This is a genomic window from Streptomyces sp. NPDC019937, assembly GCF_040631655.1.
Classification (GTDB): Bacteria; Actinomycetota; Actinomycetes; order Streptomycetales; family Streptomycetaceae; genus Streptomyces.
In genome coordinates, this window is sequence record NZ_JBEYAL010000004.1 from 151,247 (window position 1) to 171,429 (window position 20,183).

The following is a 20,183-nucleotide window of genomic DNA, read 5'->3' on the forward strand; positions in this document are numbered from 1 at the left end:
GTGAAGTCAAGCCCTCCGGGCCCTCTCCGCCCGGACGACCGACAACTGATCCAGATTTCCGCACCACGCACACCGATGGAGTTCCCCTCATGACGAGTCCTTCCGGCACTCCGGACGACGGGCACGACACCACTCCGGAGCCACCGGCCACGGGCGAATCCGGTGGCGGGAGTTCGAGCGCCGCCGGGAAGCAGGGCGGCCCGAACGCGGTACTCAAGGGCGAAGCCGGCTTCCGGGAGCCGCCCGGGGACTACGTCAAGGCCGCCAAGACGGCCCCCGACCACTGGCTGTCCATCATCGACCGGCACTGGGACGGCGACGAGGACGAGCCTCCGCCGTCCTGGGCGATCCTCGGGCGCTGGCGCAGTGATGAGCGGGGCGAGATCGTCGAGTGGGAGGAGAACACCGAGTACCGGCCCTCACCCGACGCGCACGGCTGGGCCCGCCCGGTCAGCCCCGCGGACGCCGCCGTACAGCTCGTCGCCACCGGCTACGGCTCACAGGAGCTGTTCGCCCTGGTGCTCGCGGACGCCGAAGTGGCCGTGTGTGTCGACGAGGGGGGCGAACTGGCGGTCACCGAGGCCCCCGACGGGACTCCCGCGGTGCCCGTCTTCTCCCCCTCGCCGGAGCTGGAGGACGACAAGCTGCCCGCGCACGAGGTGATGTCCGTACCCGATCTGCTGGACCGGCTGCCCGAGGGGAAGGAGATCCTGTTCCTCAGCTCCTCGGCCCCGGTGGGGCAGCTCGTCACGGCGAGCGCCCTGCGGGAGGGCAAGGCCGAGGTGGACCGGTACGAGGCGGCGGCCGCGGACGGAGGGCCTGCGGCGACGGGGTGGTGACGGGGCGGGGGAACGCGTCCGTGCCCGTCCTCCTCCGCTCCCGGGCCCGCGCGATCGGGGCCATCCGGCGGCGGCCGTAATCTCAAGAACACCTCAGGTGGTGGACGAGGGGCCGCCCGCTCATGTGATGATGCGGGTACCCGATCTCCTCGATCGCTTGTCCGAGGATCGGGAACTGGTGTTCCTCAGCTCCTCCGCCCCGGTGGCCCGACTCGTGCCGGTGAGCGAGTTGCGGGTGAGCCGGGCTGGGGAGGGGCGCGAGGCGCCTCGGGGGACGGAGCGGGAGCACACCGGGCAACCCCGCACGGGTGCGCCCGCATCACCGACCATGCCGAGCATTACCAGCAGTGAGCCAGTCGGCCCAGTAAGCGAGGACAGCATGAGCGACAACGGCGCTTCCGCCGCGGTCACCCCATCCGAATCGGGCGAGCCGTCAACCGGTTTCGCGGACTTCGAGCCGACCGCCGAGACCCCGGCACCCGCCCCCGGGGCGTCCGACGAGACCGAAGTGCCGGAACCGCCGGATGAGTTCGTCAAGGCCGCCAAGCTGGCGCCGAACCACTGGCTCTACCTGACCGACCCCGCCTGGCAGGGCGAAGGCCCGCCGCCGGACTGGGCCGTGGTGGGCCAGTGGCGCTCCGATGACGACGGCGAGATCGTGGAGTGGCAGGACAACGAGAACTACCAGCCCTCCCCGGAAGCGCTCGGCTGGCCCGAGCCCGAGGACGACGTGGACGCCGCCATCCAGCTCGCCACCACCGGCTACGGCCCGGCGGAGGACGTCACCGCCGCGCTGGCCAAGGCGGAGGTCGCGGTGCTGGTCACGGCGAACGGCGAACCGGTGAGCGCGTCGGCGCCGGACGGCACGGCGGTCGTGCCCATCTACACCTCGCCCCGCTATCTGCACGCGGCCGGACGCCTGGGGTTCGAGCGGGTGCGGGTGCCCGCGTTCCTGGAGCGGCTTCCGGAGGGGCACAGCCTGTGCATCAACAGTTCCGCCCCGGTCAGCATGGTGATGACCACGGACGGACTGGCGGACATCATGGCCGCCGCGGCCGAGGCGCCCGACGGGGAGCCCGGGGACGAGCCGTCCGGGGTCGAGTGGCCGTCGGTGGTGCCCCGCGAGGGCACCGCACCGGGGGCCGGCGAACCGGCCACGGCGGAGGACGGCCCGGCGGAGGACGGGACGACGGCAGGCGAGGCGGCGACGGACACCGCGGCGGCGAACGGTACGGCGGCGCCCCGCAAGACGGCGGCCCGTAAGACGGCGGCCCGCCGCAAGCGCGTCACCGACGTGGACCTTCCTGACTCCGGCGAGGGCGAGAGCGAGGGCGAGAGCGGGTGACCGAGGCGGACGACGCCGCCGGCGCATGGTGGCGGTGTCGTCCGCCGACGGGACGGTGACGCCGACCGCGTCGAAGAACAAGCCTCGCCGGCAGGGCGGCGGCGGTCGGCACCGTCCTCCCGGCACCGGCACCGGCACCGGCCGTGCCGTGGCCGACCACGAGTGGAAAGCCTAGTTCTGCGGCCCGTGGCTGGACAGAATCACCTGTTTGCCATATTCACTGCGTACACTCCAAGCCCCCTGGTATGGCGGGCCACTTCAGCCCATCGGCCACCAGGTGACAACGGCTTGAGTGACACACCCAGGTGCGAAGGAGAGACGACGTGACCCGTTCCGGTGGCCGGTCGCGGTGGTTCGGCGGTCGCGGCAAGGCACAGCGCGCCGCCGCCCCCGCCCCGACCGGTGGCTTCGGCGGCGAGGCCACCGAAGCCGAGCCGGACGAGCTGCTGCTCGCCGAGGAGTACGGCGCGCTCATCCTGCTCCGCTCGGCCCGGGACACCACGATCAGTCAGACGACCGTGGACGAACTCGTCGACACGATGGGGGCCGAAGCGGGCATCGCCACCGTCGTGACCGGCGCGGCGGGCGGGGACGGCGCGTCGGCGGAAGAGTTCTGGGAGCGCCTGGGCGAGGTGTTCGACTCGCTGCGCGAGGCGGGCACCGGCACCGTACGGCTCGTCATGTCCGGCGCGGGGGAGGACCGGCCGGACCGGCCGTCCGTGGCCCGCAGGGTCGCCGACGGGTGGGAGCTGGAGGTGATCGCCCCGGACGGCGAGGTCCAGATCGTCCCCGGCGGTTCGCTGTTCGTCCAGCCCGACCCGCCGCGGCGCAGGGGCTGGTGGAGCTTCTCGCCGGGCGTCCAGCCGGTGGCCCTGGGCACGCGTCAGCCCGCCCCCGCGTGGCAGCCCGGCGTCGAGCAGGTGCCCCCGCGGACCGACAGCGGATGTGTCGTCGAGCAGATCCCGGCGGGTCTGCTGGCCCGTTCACCCCACGCCACCGCGCCGCAGCGCGGCGACCTGTGCTACTCGGTGCCGGCCGACCCCCGGGGGCCCACCGTTCTGGTCGGTGTCCCCGAGGGCGGGGACGTCTCGGCGTCCGACATCGGCGAGGTGCTGTCGTCCCTGCCCGCGTCCCTGTGGTCCCGGGTCCGCCTCGCCCCCGGGAGCCCCCGGGACATCCTGCGCACGGGGCAGCTGGCCGCCGAGATGCTCGACACCGAGATCGTGGTCTACACGGGTCTGCCGCTCCTGGCGCCCAGCGGCCCCGCGGACCGTGGCACCGCACGGGCGATGCTCGTCGGCGCCGACGGCAACCCGCGGTGGCGGCCCTTCGTGGACGCCGTGGTGTGCGCCCCGACCCCCGAGGGCCAGGCCACCCCGGCCCCGCGCCTGCTGCGCTGGAGCCCGCCGCTGCCGGGCCCCGGCAACGTCGAGCACGGCATCGTACGGCTCTCCGACCGCTGGCAGGCGATGGTGACCCGGGCGGGCCTGTGGATCACCGAACGCGACGGCCAGGCGCCGTCCACCTCGACCCGTGCGGTCGACGCCGAGGGCCCGGCCATCGAGGTCGGCCGCCCCGGCGAGGAACTGGACCCGTCGCTGTGGCCCGAACTCACCAGGCTCTTCGAGCGGCTGGGGGCCGATGTACGCAGCCGGGCGCGGCTGTACGTACACGGCACGGCCGCGGACGGCGGCCGCGAACTGCGCGCGATCGCGGCGCGGCACGGCGTCCGGACCCTCCGCTTCACCCCCCGCCCCGCCCCAGCCCCCCGCCCGGCGCCCGGCACCACCCCGCCCCCGGTCGCCCGCCCCACGACGGGCACCCACCCCACCCCGGCCGCCGGCGCGCCCTCACTTCCCGGCCCCGGCCCGGCCGCCGCGGCCCCCGTAACCGGTTCGGCCGCCGCGGCCGCGGGCCAGGCCACCGCCACGGGCTCGGTACCCGGTAGGCGCCCGAGCCCCGGCGCACCCCTGCAGCCCGGCAGCCGCCCGGCGCCCGACACCGGCCCGCGACGTGGACCGCACTTCGGCCCCGGCCCCCGCCCGGCGGGCGGTACGCCTCCTCCTCCGGTCCCGCGCGCGGCTGATGACGGCTCGTCGGCCCCCGGGCCCCGCCCGCCCGGCAGCGTGCCTCCGGCGCCCGGCGACCGCCCGGTGCCGGGCGGGCCGCTGCCGCCTGGTGCGGGCCTGAGTCCGGGGCCGAGGCTGGGGCCTGGTCCGCGCCCCGTGACCGGCCCGCCCCCGGCGCCCGGCGGGCGCCCGGAGGCCGGCCCGGTCACGCCGGCCGACGGGCCCTCGGGGCCGCGCGCGCCTGGGGCGCCGCGCCCCGGCCCGAGTGCGCCCGGCCCGCGCCCCGAGCCCGGGGCACGCTCCGAGCCCGGGGCACCGCCGCCCGGCGGCATGCCCCCGGCCCCCGACCGGTGGGACACCCGCCCGGGGCCGGGCACGCCCTCCTCCCCTCGCGTGAATCCGGCGTCCGGCGGCACACCCCCGGCGCCCGGTGCGGGGTCCGGGCCGGACCCGGCGGGCCCGCGGCCTGCCGCCGGCGCGCCCTCAGCCCCCGGAACGCCGACGCCGCCTCGCGCGGACCTGGATCCGGGGCCCGGACCGGACGCGCCCGCTCCGGCGTCCGCGCCCGGCACGACTCCGCCGCATGGCGGCGTACCGCCGGCCCCCGGTGCGCCACCCGCCGCCGGGACGCGCCCGACGGACGGTGCGGGGTCCGCGACGGATCCGGCTCCGGCGTCCGGCACGTTCCCGGCGCCCCGTAAGGGGCCCGGGCCCGAAGCCTCGGGAACCGGTGAACGGCCCGCGACCGGCCGGCCCGCGTCTCCCGGTGCGAACCCGGAACCGGGCCCGCGGTTCGGCCCCGACTCCTGGGCCGCGGCCGGTTGGTTCCCGACGCCTGACACCCCGTCGGAGTCCGGCCCCGACCCGTCCCCCGGCGGGGACGCGGGCTCCGGCGCTGACACCGCCTCGGGTACGCCCCCGGAGCCCGGTGCGGGCCCGGGGCCGGGCACGGACGCGGCGTCCGACGGGCGTCCGGCGCCCGGCGCGCCGCCGTCCGTCACGTCCGCTCCCGGGCCGGAGCCGGAGCCGGAGCCGGAACCCGCCGGGGACGTACCCGAGCCGCCGCCCGCTCCGTCACGTCCGCCGATGATGAGCGTGTCCTCGGGCTCCGGCGATCCGGATGAGAAACGGGCCGAGCCCACCGAAGCCGCGCCCACCGAACCCCGGGCCACCGAGCCCGAACCCGCCGAACCCATCCAGCCGGAACCGGAGCCCGAACCGGAACCGGAACCGGAACCGGAGCCGGAGCCCGAACCGGAGCCACCGGTGCGGCGGTTGGCGGCGCCGTTGGCACCGGTGCCCTTTCAGCCCGGCCACGTCAGTACCGAGGCCGAACGCGGCATGTTCCGGGCGCTCGCGGACACGGTGTGGGACCGGCACGGGACCGCCGTGGGCCGTATGCTCACCAGGCTGCCCGCGCTGCGCGGGCAGGAACAGGAGGCGGCCCGCGCTGACCTCATCGCGGTGCACCTTTATCTGCACACCACGGAGGGCCCGTTGGGCCACGCCGAACTGGCCCGTGCGCTCCGCGACGCCGACAAGCCGCTGCTGCCGTACGCCGCCTGCCTCGCCTCGGGGCTGCGCCGACTGCCCTCGTACCGCGGTGTGGCGTTGCGCGGCGCCGAGGCGGAGGACCTCGACGACGCCCCGGTGCCCGGGGACCTGCTGCGGGATCCGGCGCCGGTGTGCGCGCTGCCACTCGCGGCCGGCGCACCGCGCCCGCGCGGCGCGCGGTACGCGATCTGGTCGGTCACCGGGCGCCGGGTGCGCCAGCTGACCGACCGGCCGGGGGCGGGCCCGGCCCGGGACGAGGTGGTGTTCTCCCCGGGCACGGTGCTGCGGGTGCTCGATGTCCGCGAGGAGGACGGAGCACCACTGATCCTGCTGCGCGAGGTCCCTCTCACCACGCCGAACGCACAGCCCCCGCACGGCGCCGGGCTCGACGCCGACGACCGGGCCGCACTCGGCCGGCTGGAGCAGGCACTGGGCGCCCAACGGGCGGCGCCGGGACCGTTCAGCTGGCCGGAGTTGTGCCACGGTCCGCTGGGGCGCGCCGCAGACCGGTCGGCGGCATCCTGACCGCCGGTCCAGCACTACAGAATCGGAGACTTGATGCCCCATCAGGACAGCTCGGGGCCCGCAGGCCCCACGGTGCGCCGTGCCGTCAGCATGCCCGGCACGGTGGCCGATCCGGATTCCGCGCTCCGCCCCCGGGCGGCGCGCAAGGACGCGAAGGAAACCAAGGAGGTGAACAAGGCCGAGGAGGCGAACGGGACCAAGGAGAGCACGAAGACCACCGGGCCCGCCGGCTCCAAGACGGCCGCCGAGCCCGTGAAGGGCGACGAACCGAAGAAGGCCGCCGAGCCCGAAACGGTTTCCGCCGCGACGGTGGCGGCTACGGTGAAGTCCTCCTCGGGCAAGACGTCGTCCGAGCCGGCCTCGTCCGCTGCCAAGCGGAGCGACGAGCACGGCGACGCCGATGTCGGCTCCCTGGTGGCCGCCGCGGGTGGCAACCCCCCGGGCAGCACGTCCGAGAGCGATGGCGGGGAAGGCGGCGACAAGCCGCCGTCCGGCCGTCCGACCAAGGCGCTGCTGGCCGCGGCGGGGATCGGCGGTGCGCTGCTGATCGCCATACCGTTCCTGGTCGCCGGCACCAACAGCAAGGACGACAGCGAACCGGCGGCGCTGGCCCGGAAGACGTCGGCCCACACCATGCCGGCGAACGACGAGGACAAGGCCCCCGGGGCCTACGCGCCCAAGTCGCCCGACAAGCCCAAGCCCACGCCCGAGGACAAGTCCAAGGCCCCGAAGAGCCCGGCGAAGCCGAGCCCGAGCGCGGCGGAGAAGCAGAAGGAGGAGAAGAAGTCCGCTCCTGCCCCCAAGAAGAGCAAGAAGGTCTCGCCGAAGCGGGCCGTGGCCCCGGTCGACTTCTCCAACAAGAAGAACGTCCTGCTCAGGAACGCGGTCACCGGTAAGTGCGCCGACATTCCCGGCTACGGCAAGGGCGAGGTGGACGGTAAGATCCAGCAGTACGACTGCGACGGCACGAGCGCGGACAACCAGGTCTGGAACTTCGAGGTGCGGTACAAGGGCAAGGGCCCCGGCTCTGCCAACCTCTTCCAGATCCGCAACGTCAAGGACGGCTACTGCATGGACCTGCCGTATTACGGCGGTGCCGACCACGGGCAGGAAGTCACGGAGTTCCACTGCGACGGCACCACCAACGACAACCAGTTGTGGTGGCTGGAGAGTCGGGGCGACAAGAAGTTCTGGATCCACAACTACGCCAGCAACCAGCAGTGCCTGGCGATCAAGGCGGACCGGGGCTCCACTGACCCCTCCGCCAAGCTGGCCATCGGGCCGTGCAGGTCCGACCGCAACCACGAGTGGACGTTCTGAGGACGGCCACCCGCAGGGGTCGCCGGGCCCCCTCCGCCGCACGGCGGAGGGGGCCCGGTCGCGTGAAAAACACATGCTCCCAGGCCGCCGGGTGCGGTACGGTTCCCGTGTCCTGTTGTCTCCGATAGAGGTGGACGTTGCGCATCTGAGGTTCGCGATCATCGCGCGGTACGGCGTTGCCGTACGCGTGGATGCGACCTCGGTGCATGAGCCGTCCCTCACCCCGACAGGCCCCGCACTCCCTCGCCCCTCCCGGCTCGGCCGCCGCGTGGTGCTCGCATACGAAGCCCCCATCCCAGCGCTGACGACTGCGAGATCACCATGGCCCATCCCACCACGTCCACGCCCGGCGCCGCCGTGACCTGCTCCGGCCTCTCCTTCCAGTGGCCGGACGGCACCACGCTCTTCGACGGGCTCTCCCTCACCGTCGGCCGGGGCCGCACCGGGCTCGTCGGCACGAACGGCACCGGCAAGTCCACCTTGCTGCGGCTGCTGGCCGGTCAACTGCGGCCCGCGCGCGGCTCGGTGACCGTCGCCGGCAGCCTCGCCCATCTGCCGCAGAACATCACCCTCGACACGACGCTCCGCGTCGACCAGGCGCTGGGCATCGCCGAGCGGCGGGCCGCGCTGCGCGCCATCGAATCCGGGGACGTCGGCACGGAACACTTCGAGACGGTCGGCGACGACTGGGACGTCGAGGAACGGGCGCTGGCGACGCTCGGCTCGCTCGGGCTCGACGGCCTCGGCCTGGACCGCACGGTCGGCGAGATGTCCGGCGGGGAGACCGTACTGCTGCGGCTGGCCGCGCTGCTGCTGGAGCGCCCCGATGTGCTGCTGCTCGACGAGCCGACCAACAACCTCGACCTGTTCGCGCGCCGCAGGCTCTACGAGGCCGTCGACTCCTGGCGCTCCGGTGTGCTGATCGTCGTCAGCCACGACCGGGACCTGCTGGAGCGGGTCGACCGCATCGCCGAGCTGCGGTCCGGGTCGGTGAGCTGGTACGGGGGCGGCTGGTCCGCGTACCAGGAGGCCCTGACCGTCCAGCAGGAGGCGGCCGGGCGGACGCTGCGGGCCGCCGAGGCGGACGTACGCCGCCAGAAGCGCGAACTGGAGGAGACCCGGGTCAAGGTGGCCCGCCGGGAGCGGCACAGCAAGAAGATGGACGTCCAGCGGCGGGCCCCGCGCATCGTCGCGGGGGAGCGCAAGCGGTCCGCGCAGGAGTCGGGGGACCGGCTCCGCGGGCTGCACGAGGACCGGCTGCGGGAGGCGCGCGAGCGGCGCGAGGAGGCCGCGGACGCGGTCCGCGAGGACGCCGAGATCCGGGTGGACCTGCCCCACACCGCCGTCCCCGCGGGCCGCACCGTGCTCAGCCTCAGCGCGCTGCGCCCCCGTTTCGGCCGGCTGCGCGGCGTCGACCTCCGGGTGCACGGCCCCGAACGCATCGCCCTCGTCGGCCGCAACGGTGCCGGGAAGACGACGCTGTTGCGCACCCTGGCCGGGGAGCTGCCCCCGCTGTCCGGCGAGGCCAGGGCCTTCGTGCCGCTGCGGTTCCTGCCGCAGCGCCTGGACGTGCTGGACGACGAACTGAGCGTCGCGGCGAACGTGGCCCGCCTGGCGCCCGGCGTCGGCGACAACCACATCCGCTCCCAGCTCGCCCGGTTCCTGTTCAAGGGGGCGCGCGCCGAACAGCCCGCGGGCACCCTCTCCGGCGGTGAGCGCTTCCGGGCCGCCCTCGCGGCCACCATGCTCGCCGCCCCGGCCCCGCAGCTGCTGATGCTGGACGAGCCCACCAACAACCTCGACCTGGCCAGCGTGCGCCAGCTGACCGGCGCGCTCGCCTCCTACCGGGGCGCGCTGCTGATCGCCGGCCACGACCTGCCGTTCCTCGCGTCGGTCGGCATCACCCGCTGGCTGCTCGTCGGCGAGGAGCTGCGGGAGACGTCCGCCGAGGAGGTGCGCGACCTGCTGGAGGCACCGGAGGCAGCGGAGGCACCGGAGGCAGCGGAGGCACCGGAGACACGCTGAGGGGAGGGGCGCCTCAGATCACCGGCGGGCGGCCCAGCCTGGTCATCCGCCACACCGTGCGCCACCGCATGGGCCGCCGGGTGCCGCACGGGGTGCGGACGCCCTCCAGGAAGCCGCCCGCCCAGGCCCGCAGCCCGTCGAGGGCGCGGGTGCGGGCGAGGGTGAGGAGGGTCCAGGTGCCGAGGTAGAGGGGGACCAGGGGCAGCGGGAGGTGGCGGCGGGCGAGCCAGACCCGGTTGCGGGCGGTCATCCGGTGGTAGACCGCGTGCCGGGCGGGGGAGGTGCGGGGGTGCTGGAGGAGCAGTTCGGGGACGTACAGCACCTTCCATTCCGCGTCGAGCGCCCGCCAGGCGAGGTCGGTCTCCTCGTGGGTGAAGAAGAACTCGTCCGGCCAGCCGCCGATCCGGTCCAGCATCGGCACGGACAGGGCGTGTCCGCCGCCGAGGAAGGTGGTCACCTCGCCGCCGCGCATCGGGTCGCCCGCCCGGAGCCGGGGGACGTGGCGGCGCTGGGTCTCGCCGGTCTCGTCGGCGATGCGGAAGCTGACGATGCCCAGCCGCGGATCGTCCGCGTACAGGTCGCGCACGGTACGGAACACATCGGCGTCGACGAGCAGGCCGTCGTCGTCGAGGTCGATGACGACATCCACGTCACCGAAGGCGCGCAGCCGCCGCCAGGCGACGTTGCGGCCGCCGGAGACGCCGAGGTTCTCCTCCAGCTCGACCGCGGTCACGTGCTCCGGCATCTCGGGCAGCGGGGAGCCGTTGCCGACGACGACGACACGGGTGGCCGGTACGTCCTGTTTCGCGACCGACTCCAGCAGGGCGGCCACCTCTCTGGGCCGGTTGCCCATGGTCAGGATGGCGACGCCCAGGCGTGGTTCGGACACGGCGGAACTCCAGGGGTTGGTTACGGTGGGGTGATCGTAACCAGTCGCCCAGGCGGCCTGTCGAAACACAGCGCATGTTCATCGACATGCGCAAAAGCGGTCATTCGTCGAGCGCGGAGAGCGCATTCTTCGCGGCGCTGATCGCGCCGTCGCGTATCTCCTTGGACGAGGGGGCCTTGTGGCTCTCGAAGTCGCCGCCGTTGTAGGTGGCCACGATGGTCGCGTTGTCCTTGCGGACCGTCACCACCGCCTCGCGCACCTGCTGGTCGTCGTCGCTGGTGAGCTTGTCATTGACGGTCGCCTTGTCGCCGAGGCCGGACACCGGGTCGCCGGAGCCCGCGGGCGCCCGCCCGGTGACGTCGAAGCTGATGTCCAGCCAGCGGTAGTCGAAGCCGTCCAGGGCATGCCAGGAGCAGCCCGAACGGCGGGTGAGGTCGCTGGTCTTCATCTCGGTGCCGCTGGTCTTGGCGCCCGGTACCAGCTCCTTGACCCTGGCGGCCGGAAGCGCGGTGCACGCCTCGGCCGGCGGCCTGGCGTAGCGCGGTGGCGCGCTGGTGTCGCCGCTCCCGCCCCCGTCCGGGGTGAGCCCCGCCCCGCCCCCGGTCGGGGCGGCGGCGGACGGGGTCGGGGAGGCGTCGGCCGCCTGGGGGCGGGTGTCGTCCGTGTCGCCGGAGCCGGAGGTGGTCATGGCCACGCCTGCGACGGCGAGGACGGCGACGGGCAGCAGCCGGGCGACCAGGGTGAGCGGGAGAGAACGCAATGCGGTCTTCTTCGATCGTGGGGCGGTCGGATCTGCGGGCGGGGCTGATCTCTTGGGGTGAATTTCCGCTCGGTCACATTATTCGATCGAGCCGGGGGTTATCTACGATCGGTGACGACCCACCGCCCGTCAGCCGCGACCGATGTACGGCATCGCCGTCGCCAGCACCGTCGCGAACTGCACGTTCGCCTCCAGGGGCAGCGAGGCCATGTGCCGCACTGTACGTGCCACGTCCGCCACGTCCATCACCGGCTCGGCCACCACCTCACCGTTCGCCTGGAGTACACCGGCCCGCATCTGCCCGGTCATCTCCGTCTCCGCGTTGCCGATGTCGATCTGGCCGCAGGCGATGGAGTACGCCCGCCCGTCCAGCGACAGCGACTTCGTCAGCCCGGTCAGCGCGTGCTTGGTCGCCGTGTACGCGACGCTGTGCGGCCGGGGAGCGTGGGCGGAAATCGAGCCATTATTGATGATCCGTCCGCCCTGCGGATCCTGATCACGCATCAGCCGGAAGGCGCCCTGCGCGCACAGGAAGGCACCCGTCAGATTGATGTCCACGACCGCCTGCCAGTCCTCGTGGCGGAGGTCTTCCACCGGCACCCCGCGCGGGCCGGAACTGCCCGCGTTGTTGAACAGCAGATCGAGCCGGCCGAAGCGGTCCCGTACGGCCGCGAACAGCGCGTCCACCTGCTCCGGCCTGGTCACATCCGTCGGCACGGCGAGGACCGAGGGGCCGTCGCCCGCCCGCCGCGCCGTCTCCGCCAGGGCCTCCTCGCGGCGCCCCGCGAGCACCACAGACCAGCCCGACTCGCTCAGTTCGAGCGCCACCGCCCGGCCGATCCCGGAGCCCGCGCCCGTCACCACGGCGACCTTCGACACCACCGGCACACCCTCGCTCGCGTTCATGGGGCGGCAGCGTACGCCACGTCACATGCCTGCGTAGCGCAGGTATATGGCGGCAAACGTCCTATCCGGAAACGGACCTCACCCAGCCGACATGTGTGCGTCGTGTATAGGCAAGCGTGCGGCCTCCCCCCGACACTCCAATTCCTCTGACGCCACGAGCCAGGGGAGAGCACATGGCACACGCCGCACATCAGCAGGCGATACGAGCCGCGGCAGCACATCTGGGCCGCCGCCGCTTCCTCACCGTCACCGGAGCAGCCGCCGCACTGGCCTTCTCCACCAACCTGCCCAGCGCCCAGGCCGCGCAGGTACGTACGGACGCGCTCACCGAAAACCCCTTCACGCTCGGCGTGGCATCGGGCGATCCACTGCCCGACGCCGTCGTGCTGTGGACCAGACTCGCGCCCCGCGCCTACGAGCCGGGCAACGGCCTGCCCGAGGAGGGCGCCGTCCGGGTCCAGTGGGAGATCGCCCGCGACGAGCACTTCAAGCGGGTCGCCCGGCGCGGAACCGCCACCGCCCACGCCGAGTTCAACTACACCGTGCACGTGGACGCGGGCGGTCTCGAACCCGACCGCGTCTACTGGTACCGCTTCCGGGCGGGCAAGTGGATCAGCCCCGTCGGCCGCACCCGCACCACCCCGTCCCACGGCGCCAAGGTCCGTGACGTCCGGTTCGGCCTGGTGTCCTGCCAGGCGTACCACGACGGCTACTTCACGGCCTTCAAGCACCTGGCGGGCGAGGACCTGGACGCCGTCTTCCACGTCGGCGACTACCAGTACGAGTACGCCGTCAGCGCGGTCGGCGGCGCCCGCAAGTACACCGACCGCACCCTCCCCGCGCACTTCAACACCGAGACCATGACGCTCGGGGACTACCGGCTGCGGTACGCGCTCTACAAGTCCGACCCGGACCTCCAGGCCGCCCACGCCGCCTTCCCCTGGTACGTCACCTGGGACGACCACGAGACCGAGAACAACTACGCGGGCGACATCGACGAGAACGGCGACCCGCCCGCGGAGTTCCTGATCCGCCGGGCCGCCGCCTACCGGGCGTACTGGGAGAACATGCCGCTGCGCATGCCGCAGCGGCCCGACGGCCCCGACATGCGGCTCTACCGGCGCTTCCACTACGGCCGGCTCGCCCAGTTCGACATCCTCGACACCCGCCAGTACCGCTCCAACCAGGCCTACGGGGACGGCTGGCAGTACCCCGGCCCCGAGTCCGAGGACCCCTCCCGCACGCTCACCGGCGCCACCCAGGAGCGCTGGCTCCTGGACGGCTTCCGGCGCTCCACCGCCACCTGGAACGTCCTCCCGCAGCAGGTCACCTTCTCGCAGCGGAAGAACACCACCGCCGACCGCTCCCAGCTCTCCATGGACTCCTGGGACGGCTACCCCGCCTCCCGCTCCCGCGTCCTGGCCGGGGTCGAGCAGGCGGGCGTCGAGAACTTCCTCGTCCTGACCGGCGACGTCCACGTCCACTACGCCTTCGACATCAAGAAGGACTTCGACAACCCGTCGTCCAAGACCCTGGGCGTCGAGTTCGTCGGCACGTCGATCACCAGCGGCAAGGACGGCGCCGACAAACCGGCCAACTGGTCCACCTACATGGCGGCCAACCCGCACATGAAGTTCTACAACGGCCGCCGCGGCTATGTGACGGTCACGCTGGACAACGCCCAGGCGCGGGCCGACTACAAGACGGTCTCCGCGGTCACCACCCCGGGCGCGCCGCTCACCACGGCGGCGTCGTTCGTCAGCGAAGCCGGTAACCCCGGACTCCAGCAGGCCTGACCGATGAGGGCCCGCGGCGCCCCCTCCGGCGCCGCGGGCTCAGCCGCCGGCGGGGGACCGGCCGTGATCCTCGCCCGGATAGCGGACGCCGATCTCCGCCCGCGCCGCGTCCAGGGTGCGCATCACCGCCAGGCTGCCCTCCAGCGGGACGAGGGGGGACTCGCGCTCGCCCGCCCGCAGGCAGCGCATCACCTCCGCCGCCTCCCGCTGGTACGAGCGCAGGCCGTCCGGCGCCGTGAACTCCTCCGGATCGCGGCCCGGCCGGTGCAGGACGAAGCGCTCGGGGCTGAAGAAGCCACGGGGGAACTCGATGCGGCCCGCCGAGCCCGTGACCGCGGCCGTCATCGGCGTGTCCGCGGTGATCGAACAGCTCAGCAGCGCCACCGCCCCGCTGTCCCAGCCCAGCAGCAGCCCGGTGTTCACGTCCACGCCCTCCGGCGACAGCTCGGCGCGCGCCCGTACCTCGGCGGGCTCGCCCAGCAGCAGGTGCGCGAACGACACCGGGTACACCCCGAGGTCGAGCAGCGCGCCCCCGCCCTGGACCGGGTCGCGCAGCCGGTGGCCGGGGTCGAAGGGGCCGGGGAGGCCGAAGTCCGCGTGCACCGCGCGGATCTCGCCGATCGCGCCGTCGTGGATGAGGTCGCTCATGCGGCGGATGACCGGATCGCAGTACGTCCACATCGCCTCCATCAGGAAGCGGTCACAGGAGCGGGCGAGGCCGATCAGCTCGTCCGCCTCGCGCGCGTTGAGGGTGAACGCCTTCTCGCACAGCACCGCCCGGCCCGCCTCCAGGCACAGACCTGCCGCGGCGCGGTGGGCCGCGTGCGGGGTAGCGACGTATATCACGTCCAGCTCGTCATCGGCCGCGAGCTCCGCCCAGCCGCCGTACGAGCGGGGTATCCCGAACCGCTCGGCGAACCGTTTCGCCGACTCCGGACTGCGCGAGCCCACCGCCGTGACCTGCGCGTCTTCCAGGTCCAGCAGATCCGCCGTGAACGACGCGGCGATCCCGCCGGTCGCCAGGATGCCCCACCGCACGGGCTCGGCCTTGGTTCCGGACATCCGCTGCACCCTCGATCCCTCGGCTTAATCGGTCGTGAGCACACCGATTCAGCTGAGAGCATAGACAACGATTCAACGACTCATGGAAGGCCACAATGCAGCAGCCCGGCCAAACGGCCGCCGCTCCCGACCGGGTCCACAGACCCGAACCCTCTTCTCCCTCCTCCGCCGCCGCGCCCCAGGTCACCGCTCCGCTGACCGCGCAGCGCCGTACGAGCCTCCTCGTCACCTTCGTCCTCGGCGGACTCACCGCTCTCCCCGCCCTCTCGATGGACATGTACCTCCCGGCCCTGCCGGAGGTCACCGACGCGCTCCACAGCTCCGCCGCCACCGCCCAGCTCACCCTGACCGCCTGTCTGATGGGCATGGCGCTCGGCCAGCTCGTCGTCGGCCCGATGAGCGACAAGTGGGGCCGCCGCCGTCCCCTCCTCATCGGCATGGTGATCTACGTCATCGCCACCGCCATCTGCGCCTTCGCGCCCTCCGCCGGGCTGCTCATCGGCTTCCGGCTGCTCCAGGGGCTCGCCGGGTCGGCCGGGATCGTGATCGCCCGCGCCGTCGTCCGCGACCTGTACGACGGCATCGCGATGGCCCGCTTCTTCTCCACACTCATGCTGATCTCCGGCGTCGCGCCCATCGCCGCGCCCGTCATCGGCGGCCAGATCCTGCGCTTCACCGACTGGCGCGGCGTCTTCGTCGTCCTCACCGTGATCGGCGCCCTGCTCACCCTCGTCGTCTGGCGCTTCCTGCGCGAGACCCTGCCCGCGGAGCGCCGCCACGACGGCGGGCTCGGCGAAACCCTCCGTACGATGCGCGGGCTGCTCGCCGACCGCGCCTTCACCGGCTACATGCTCGCGGGCAGCTTCGCCTTCGCGGCCCTCTTCGCGTATGTCTCCGGTTCGTCCTTCGTCGTCCAGGAGATCTACGGCGCCTCGCCGCAGACCTTCAGCCTCCTCTTCGGGCTCAACTCGATCGGCCTCATCGGCATGGGCCAGCTCAACGGCCGGGTCCTCGTCGGCCGCGTCAGCATGGACAAGGTGCTGGCCGTGGCGCTGACGCTGATCGCCCTCGCGGCGACCGCGCTGCTGGTCCTGTCCGCCGGGGTCTTCGGCGACGTCGGCCTGGCGCCCGTCGCGGCCTGCCTGTTCGTGCTGATGTCCTCGATGGGCCTGGCCATGCCGAACACCAACGCCTCGGCGCTGATGCGCACCCCGCACGCCGCCGGTTCCGCGTCCGCGCTGCTCGGCACCTCCACCTTCCTGCTCGGGGCCGCCGCCTCGCCGCTGGTGGGGATCGCGGGCGAGACCACGGCGGTGCCGATGGCCGTCGTCCAGCTGGTGTGCGCGCTGGCCGCCATGGGCTGCTTCATGGGACTCTGCCGCCCGTGGCAGCGACGCGCCAAGCAGAGCCTGACGGTGGCCTGAGCCATCTTCTGCGCACCGTGGAGGCGCTCCCCGAGGGGGAGCGCCCCTGGTGCGCGGGCGCCGTCGTGACCGCCGGGACCGGCGCCGGGACCCTGGCGGAGGGCGCCTTCGGCTGGGCGGTGCGGTACGCCCGTCACGACCGCGAGCTGCCGCGCGGGCAGTGGGTCCCGGCGCGCGCCGACACGGTCTTCGACCTCGCCTCGCTGACCAAGCTGTTCACCGCGATCGTGGCGGTGGGCTCGCTGGAGCGCGGCGAGATCGAGCTGGACGCCCCGGTCGCCCGTTACGCCCCCGAGTGCACGGCCGCCGCCGCCCACGGCATCACGGTGCGCCATCTGCTCACCCACCGCTCCGGGCTGGTCCCGGAGTTGCCGCTGTACGAATACCACAGCGATGAGGAACGCTGGGCGCGGCTGTACGCCGAGCCGCCCGGCACCGCGCCCGGTGCCGCCCGCCGCTACTCCGACCTCAACCTGCTGCTGATGCAGCGCGTGCTGGAGCGGGTGACCGGCGGCTCGCCGGCCGACCTCGTCCACGACCGCGTCACCGGCCCGCTGGCCATGTCGTCCACCCGCTTCCGTCCGCCCCCGGACTGGCTGCCGCGCATCGCCGCGACCGAGGACCAGCGGCGCCCCTGGGGCAAGCTCGACCGGGGCATGCTGCGGGGCGTGGTGCACGACGAGAACGCGTACGCGCTCGGCGGTGTCGCGGGCCACGCCGGGCTCTTCTCCACGGCGGCCGACCTGTCCGCGCTGTGCCGCGCCCTGCTGGCGGGCGGCGGGCCGGTGCTCTCACCCGCCTCGGTGGACCTGATGCTGACCGCGCCGGGGCTGGGCTTCGAGGTCGACCAGCCGTGGTTCATGGGCGGGCTGGCGGGCCGCGGCGCGGCCGGGCACACCGGCTTCACCGGCACCAGCCTCGTGCTGGACCGCTCCCGGGACTGCTATCTGATCCTCCTGGCCAACACCGTCCACCCCCGCCGCCGCCCCGGCGACAGCACGCCCCGCGCGGCGGCCGCCACCGCCCTGGCCCGCGCCCTCTAGGTCACCCGGCGGGCGGCCAGGTGTCGCCCCAGGCGGTGTCGCGGGCGGCGCGGTACAGGGGGCCGTGGCGCTTGGTCACGGTGTGGCGGGTCAGGCCCTCGTCGGGGGTGCACAGGTCCAGCAGGACCTGGCCCTTGCGGGTCTGGGGGTGGCGGGTGACGCGGGCGGCCGGGGCCGGGGCGGGGAAGCGGGTCGCCACGACGTACGCGAACTTCTCGTCCTCGTGTCCCAGCGAGCCCCCCTTCACCTGGCGGTGCAGCGACGAACGGCTCACCCGCGCCGCGAAGTGACACCAGTCGGCGCCCGGTTCGATGGGGCAGGCGGCGCTGTGCGGGCACGGGGCCAGGATGTCCAGGCCCGCCGCCACGAGCTGGTCGCGGGCCTCGCGGATGCGCAGATAGCCGTCGGGGGTGCCGGGTTCGACCAGCACCACCGCCCGGGCCGTCCGGGCCGCCTCGCCGACGACCGCGCCGCGGTCGGCGGCGGTCAGCTCGCCCAGCACGTAGGAGACGGTCACCAGGTCCGTCGCGTCGGGGAGGGTGAGGTCCGCGGTCAGGGCCCGCCGCTGCCAGCGGGCCTCGCGCAGCGGGGCGGCGGGGGAGCGCCGGGTCAGCTCGCGGCCGAGCGCGAGCGCGGGCTCGGCCCAGTCCAGGACGGTGGTGGTGTGACCGCCCTCCGGCCACGCGGCGGCCACGGCCCAGCTCGCCGCGCCCGTGCCGCCGCCGATGTCCAGGTGCGAGGCGGGCACCCACGCGGGGGCGCGCTCGCGCAGGGCGTCGAGGGCGGCGCGCACGGCCTCGAAGGTCGCGGGCATCCGGTACGCGGCGTACGCGGCGACATCGGAGCGGTCGCGCAGAACGGGCGCGTCGGTCGGGGTGCGGCCCCGGTAGTTGGCGATCAGCCGGTCGACCGCCTGGGCCGCCTGGCGGGGCGGCAGCCCGTCGAGGAGCCCGGCGAGCGCGGTGCGCAGCGTCTCGGCGGTGGGGGCGGCGTGCGGGGCGTGCATTCCGCCGATTCTACGGGGCCGAAAGGGGGCCGCTACATTGACCGGCATGGCTCCCAACGCGACCCGCCGCAGTGAACGTTCGCACCGCGCGATCCTCGACGCCGCACTCGAACTCGTCGCCGAACTGGGCTATCCCAAACTCACCATCGAGGCCATCGCCGCCCGCGCCGGGGTCGGCAAGCAGACGATCTACCGCTGGTGGCCCTCCAAGGCGGCCGTCCTCCTGGACGCCTTCGTCGCCCTCGGCGAGCGGGCCGCGCGGGAGGCGGGAGGCGAGGCGCCGCACGCGTTCCCCGACACCGGCGACCTGGAGGCCGACCTCAAGTTCGTGCTGCGCGCGACGGTCGACGAGCTGCGGTCGCCCACGTACGACGTGCCGTACCGGGCGCTGGCCGCCGAGGGCATCGTGAACCCGGAGATCGCGGCGGAGTTCGTGAGCCGGGTCATGGAGCCGTCGCTCCAGCTCTACGTCGAGCGGCTGCGCGCCGCCCAGCGGGCCGGGCAGGTCGCGGCCGACCTCGATCCGCGGATCGCTGTGGAGCTGGTGACCGGCCCGGTCACCGCCCGCTGGCTGCTGCGGACGCTGCCGCTCAGCCACCGTTACGCGGACGCCGTCGTCGAGATGGCGCTGCGCGGGCTCAGCCCCCGCTGAGGCCCCCGCCGGGTCCTCCGTCGGCCCGCAGCCGCACCGGGGTGGTGATCATCAGGCTCGGGGTGTCCGTGATGATCCCGTCGCATCCCAGCCGCACCATCCGGTCGCGCTGCCGGGGGGCGTTGACGGTGTGCGCCCACACATGGGGTACGCCGGAGGCGATGGCCCGCCGGATGTCCGCGTCCCGGGCCCGGTAGTCGACGTCCAGCAGGTCCACGAACCCGCGCCAGTCGCCCGGGTGGTCGTGGCGCATCTGCCGGGCGGACCGCCACAGCTGGGCCAGCAGGCCCATCCGGTGGGCCTTGCGGGCCACGTCCGGGTGGTTGGAGTTCACGTAGACCGAGCGGGTCAGGCCCCGGTCGCGGATCATGCGGGCCAGCCGGGGCAGCCCGGCCGGGTCCTTCGCCTCGATCATCAGCGTGGTGCGGCCGCCGAGCCGGTCCAGCGCCTCGGCCACCGTCGGCGGCCGCTCGGGCTTCCAGGCGCCGCGCAGGGCGGGGGCGGGGCGGAGGCGCACGGTGCGCCACTGGGCGGCGGTCAGGGCGTTCACGGGCCCGGTCCGGGACGTCGTACGGTCCAGCGTCGCGTCGTGCATGACGACGAGCGTGCCGTCGCGCAGGCTGCGGACGTCGAAGTCGAGGACCTGGGCGTCCTTGCGGGCCAGGGCGGTGGTCAGCCCGGCCATGCTGTTCTCGGGCACTTCGAGGGCGCCGCCGCGGTGGGCCGTGTAGATGATCCGCGGGGCCGCGGGGAGGGCGGCGGACCGGTCGTCGAGGCGCGGTTCCGGCGGGCGGGTGGCGGGGGAGACGGCCGGACGGGCGGTGGGGTACGCCAGGACGGCCGCCGGTATGGAAAGGGTGAGGACCGCCACACCGGTCAGAAAATACCTGGTGATCATAAAGCGAACGCTAGGGGTGCTCGTTCGGTTATGTCCTGATATCGACACCCGGACGTGGGTCCCGGCATCA

General features: G+C 74.0%; 14 protein-coding genes and 1 pseudogene. 9 read left to right on the forward strand and 6 right to left on the reverse strand.

Features of this window, described 5'->3' with window-relative positions; translation table 11 throughout:
• Positions 1-89 precede the first annotated feature (89 nt).
• The 5 genes and pseudogenes from ABZ562_RS05015 (at position 90) to ABZ562_RS05035 (ending at position 9,677) form a co-directional block, all read left to right on the forward strand.
• Positions 90-839, forward strand: a complete 750-nt coding sequence (locus tag ABZ562_RS05015; RefSeq protein ID WP_361474169.1) for a type VII secretion system-associated protein — start codon at positions 90-92, stop codon at positions 837-839.
• 379 nt (positions 840-1,218) lie between these two features.
• Positions 1,219-1,884, forward strand: a pseudogene (locus ABZ562_RS05020) (type VII secretion system-associated protein); the annotation flags it as partial.
• 623 nt (positions 1,885-2,507) lie between these two features.
• Complete coding sequence (locus tag ABZ562_RS05025; protein WP_361474172.1) at positions 2,508-6,332, forward strand: hypothetical protein; 3,825 nt, start codon at positions 2,508-2,510, stop codon at positions 6,330-6,332.
• Positions 6,333-6,365: 33 nt separating this feature from the next.
• Positions 6,366-7,652, forward strand: a complete 1,287-nt coding sequence (locus ABZ562_RS05030) for an RICIN domain-containing protein (RefSeq protein WP_361474175.1) — start codon at positions 6,366-6,368, stop codon at positions 7,650-7,652.
• Between the two features lie 321 nt (positions 7,653-7,973).
• Entirely contained in the window at positions 7,974-9,677 is a 1,704-nt protein-coding gene (locus tag ABZ562_RS05035; RefSeq protein ID WP_361474178.1) for an ATP-binding cassette domain-containing protein, read from the forward strand.
• Positions 9,678-9,690: 13 nt separating this feature from the next.
• On the opposite strand, the gene ABZ562_RS05040 is transcribed toward ABZ562_RS05035, so the two are convergent.
• From ABZ562_RS05040 to ABZ562_RS05050, 3 genes are all read right to left on the reverse strand, one after another.
• Positions 9,691-10,566 carry a glycosyltransferase family 2 protein gene (locus ABZ562_RS05040; RefSeq protein WP_361474181.1) on the reverse strand — a complete coding sequence of 292 codons (876 nt, stop codon included), beginning with the start codon at positions 10,564-10,566 and terminating at the stop codon, positions 9,691-9,693.
• Positions 10,567-10,666: 100 nt separating this feature from the next.
• Positions 10,667-11,326, reverse strand: coding sequence for a hypothetical protein (locus ABZ562_RS05045; RefSeq protein ID WP_361474184.1), 660 nt, complete (start codon positions 11,324-11,326; stop codon positions 10,667-10,669).
• 129 nt (positions 11,327-11,455) lie between these two features.
• Positions 11,456-12,232 (reverse strand): SDR family oxidoreductase, encoded by a 777-nt coding sequence (locus tag ABZ562_RS05050; RefSeq protein WP_361474187.1) that lies wholly within the window; start codon positions 12,230-12,232, stop codon positions 11,456-11,458.
• Positions 12,233-12,405: 173 nt separating this feature from the next.
• On the opposite strand from ABZ562_RS05050, the gene ABZ562_RS05055 reads away from it, so the two are divergent.
• Entirely contained in the window at positions 12,406-14,028 is a 1,623-nt protein-coding gene (locus ABZ562_RS05055; protein WP_361474190.1) for an alkaline phosphatase D family protein, read from the forward strand.
• A 39-nt stretch (positions 14,029-14,067) separates the two neighbouring features.
• Here ABZ562_RS05055 and ABZ562_RS05060 read toward each other — a convergent pair whose 3' ends face one another.
• Positions 14,068-15,090, reverse strand: coding sequence for a Gfo/Idh/MocA family oxidoreductase (locus tag ABZ562_RS05060; protein ID WP_361474193.1), 1,023 nt, complete (start codon positions 15,088-15,090; stop codon positions 14,068-14,070).
• Between the two features lie 95 nt (positions 15,091-15,185).
• Here ABZ562_RS05060 and ABZ562_RS05065 point away from each other — a divergent pair, with 95 nt between their 5' ends.
• Both ABZ562_RS05065 and ABZ562_RS05070 read left to right on the forward strand, forming a co-directional pair.
• Positions 15,186-16,514 carry a multidrug effflux MFS transporter gene (locus tag ABZ562_RS05065; protein WP_361474196.1) on the forward strand — a complete coding sequence of 443 codons (1,329 nt, stop codon included), beginning with the start codon at positions 15,186-15,188 and terminating at the stop codon, positions 16,512-16,514.
• 17 nt (positions 16,515-16,531) lie between these two features.
• Positions 16,532-17,557 (forward strand): serine hydrolase domain-containing protein, encoded by a 1,026-nt coding sequence (locus tag ABZ562_RS05070; protein WP_361474526.1) that lies wholly within the window; start codon positions 16,532-16,534, stop codon positions 17,555-17,557.
• A gap of 1 nt (position 17,558) precedes the next feature.
• Here ABZ562_RS05070 and ABZ562_RS05075 read toward each other — a convergent pair whose 3' ends face one another.
• Positions 17,559-18,563: a small ribosomal subunit Rsm22 family protein gene (locus ABZ562_RS05075; protein WP_361474199.1), complete on the reverse strand. Its 1,005-nt coding sequence runs from the start codon at positions 18,561-18,563 to the stop codon at positions 17,559-17,561.
• 46 nt (positions 18,564-18,609) lie between these two features.
• On the opposite strand from ABZ562_RS05075, the gene ABZ562_RS05080 reads away from it, so the two are divergent.
• Complete coding sequence (locus tag ABZ562_RS05080; protein WP_361474202.1) at positions 18,610-19,215, forward strand: TetR/AcrR family transcriptional regulator; 606 nt, start codon at positions 18,610-18,612, stop codon at positions 19,213-19,215.
• On the opposite strand, the gene ABZ562_RS05085 is transcribed toward ABZ562_RS05080, so the two are convergent.
• Positions 19,202-20,113, reverse strand: coding sequence for a glycerophosphodiester phosphodiesterase (locus ABZ562_RS05085; protein ID WP_361474205.1), 912 nt, complete (start codon positions 20,111-20,113; stop codon positions 19,202-19,204). The genes ABZ562_RS05080 and ABZ562_RS05085 overlap by 14 nt on opposite strands.
• Positions 20,114-20,183 lie beyond the last annotated feature (70 nt).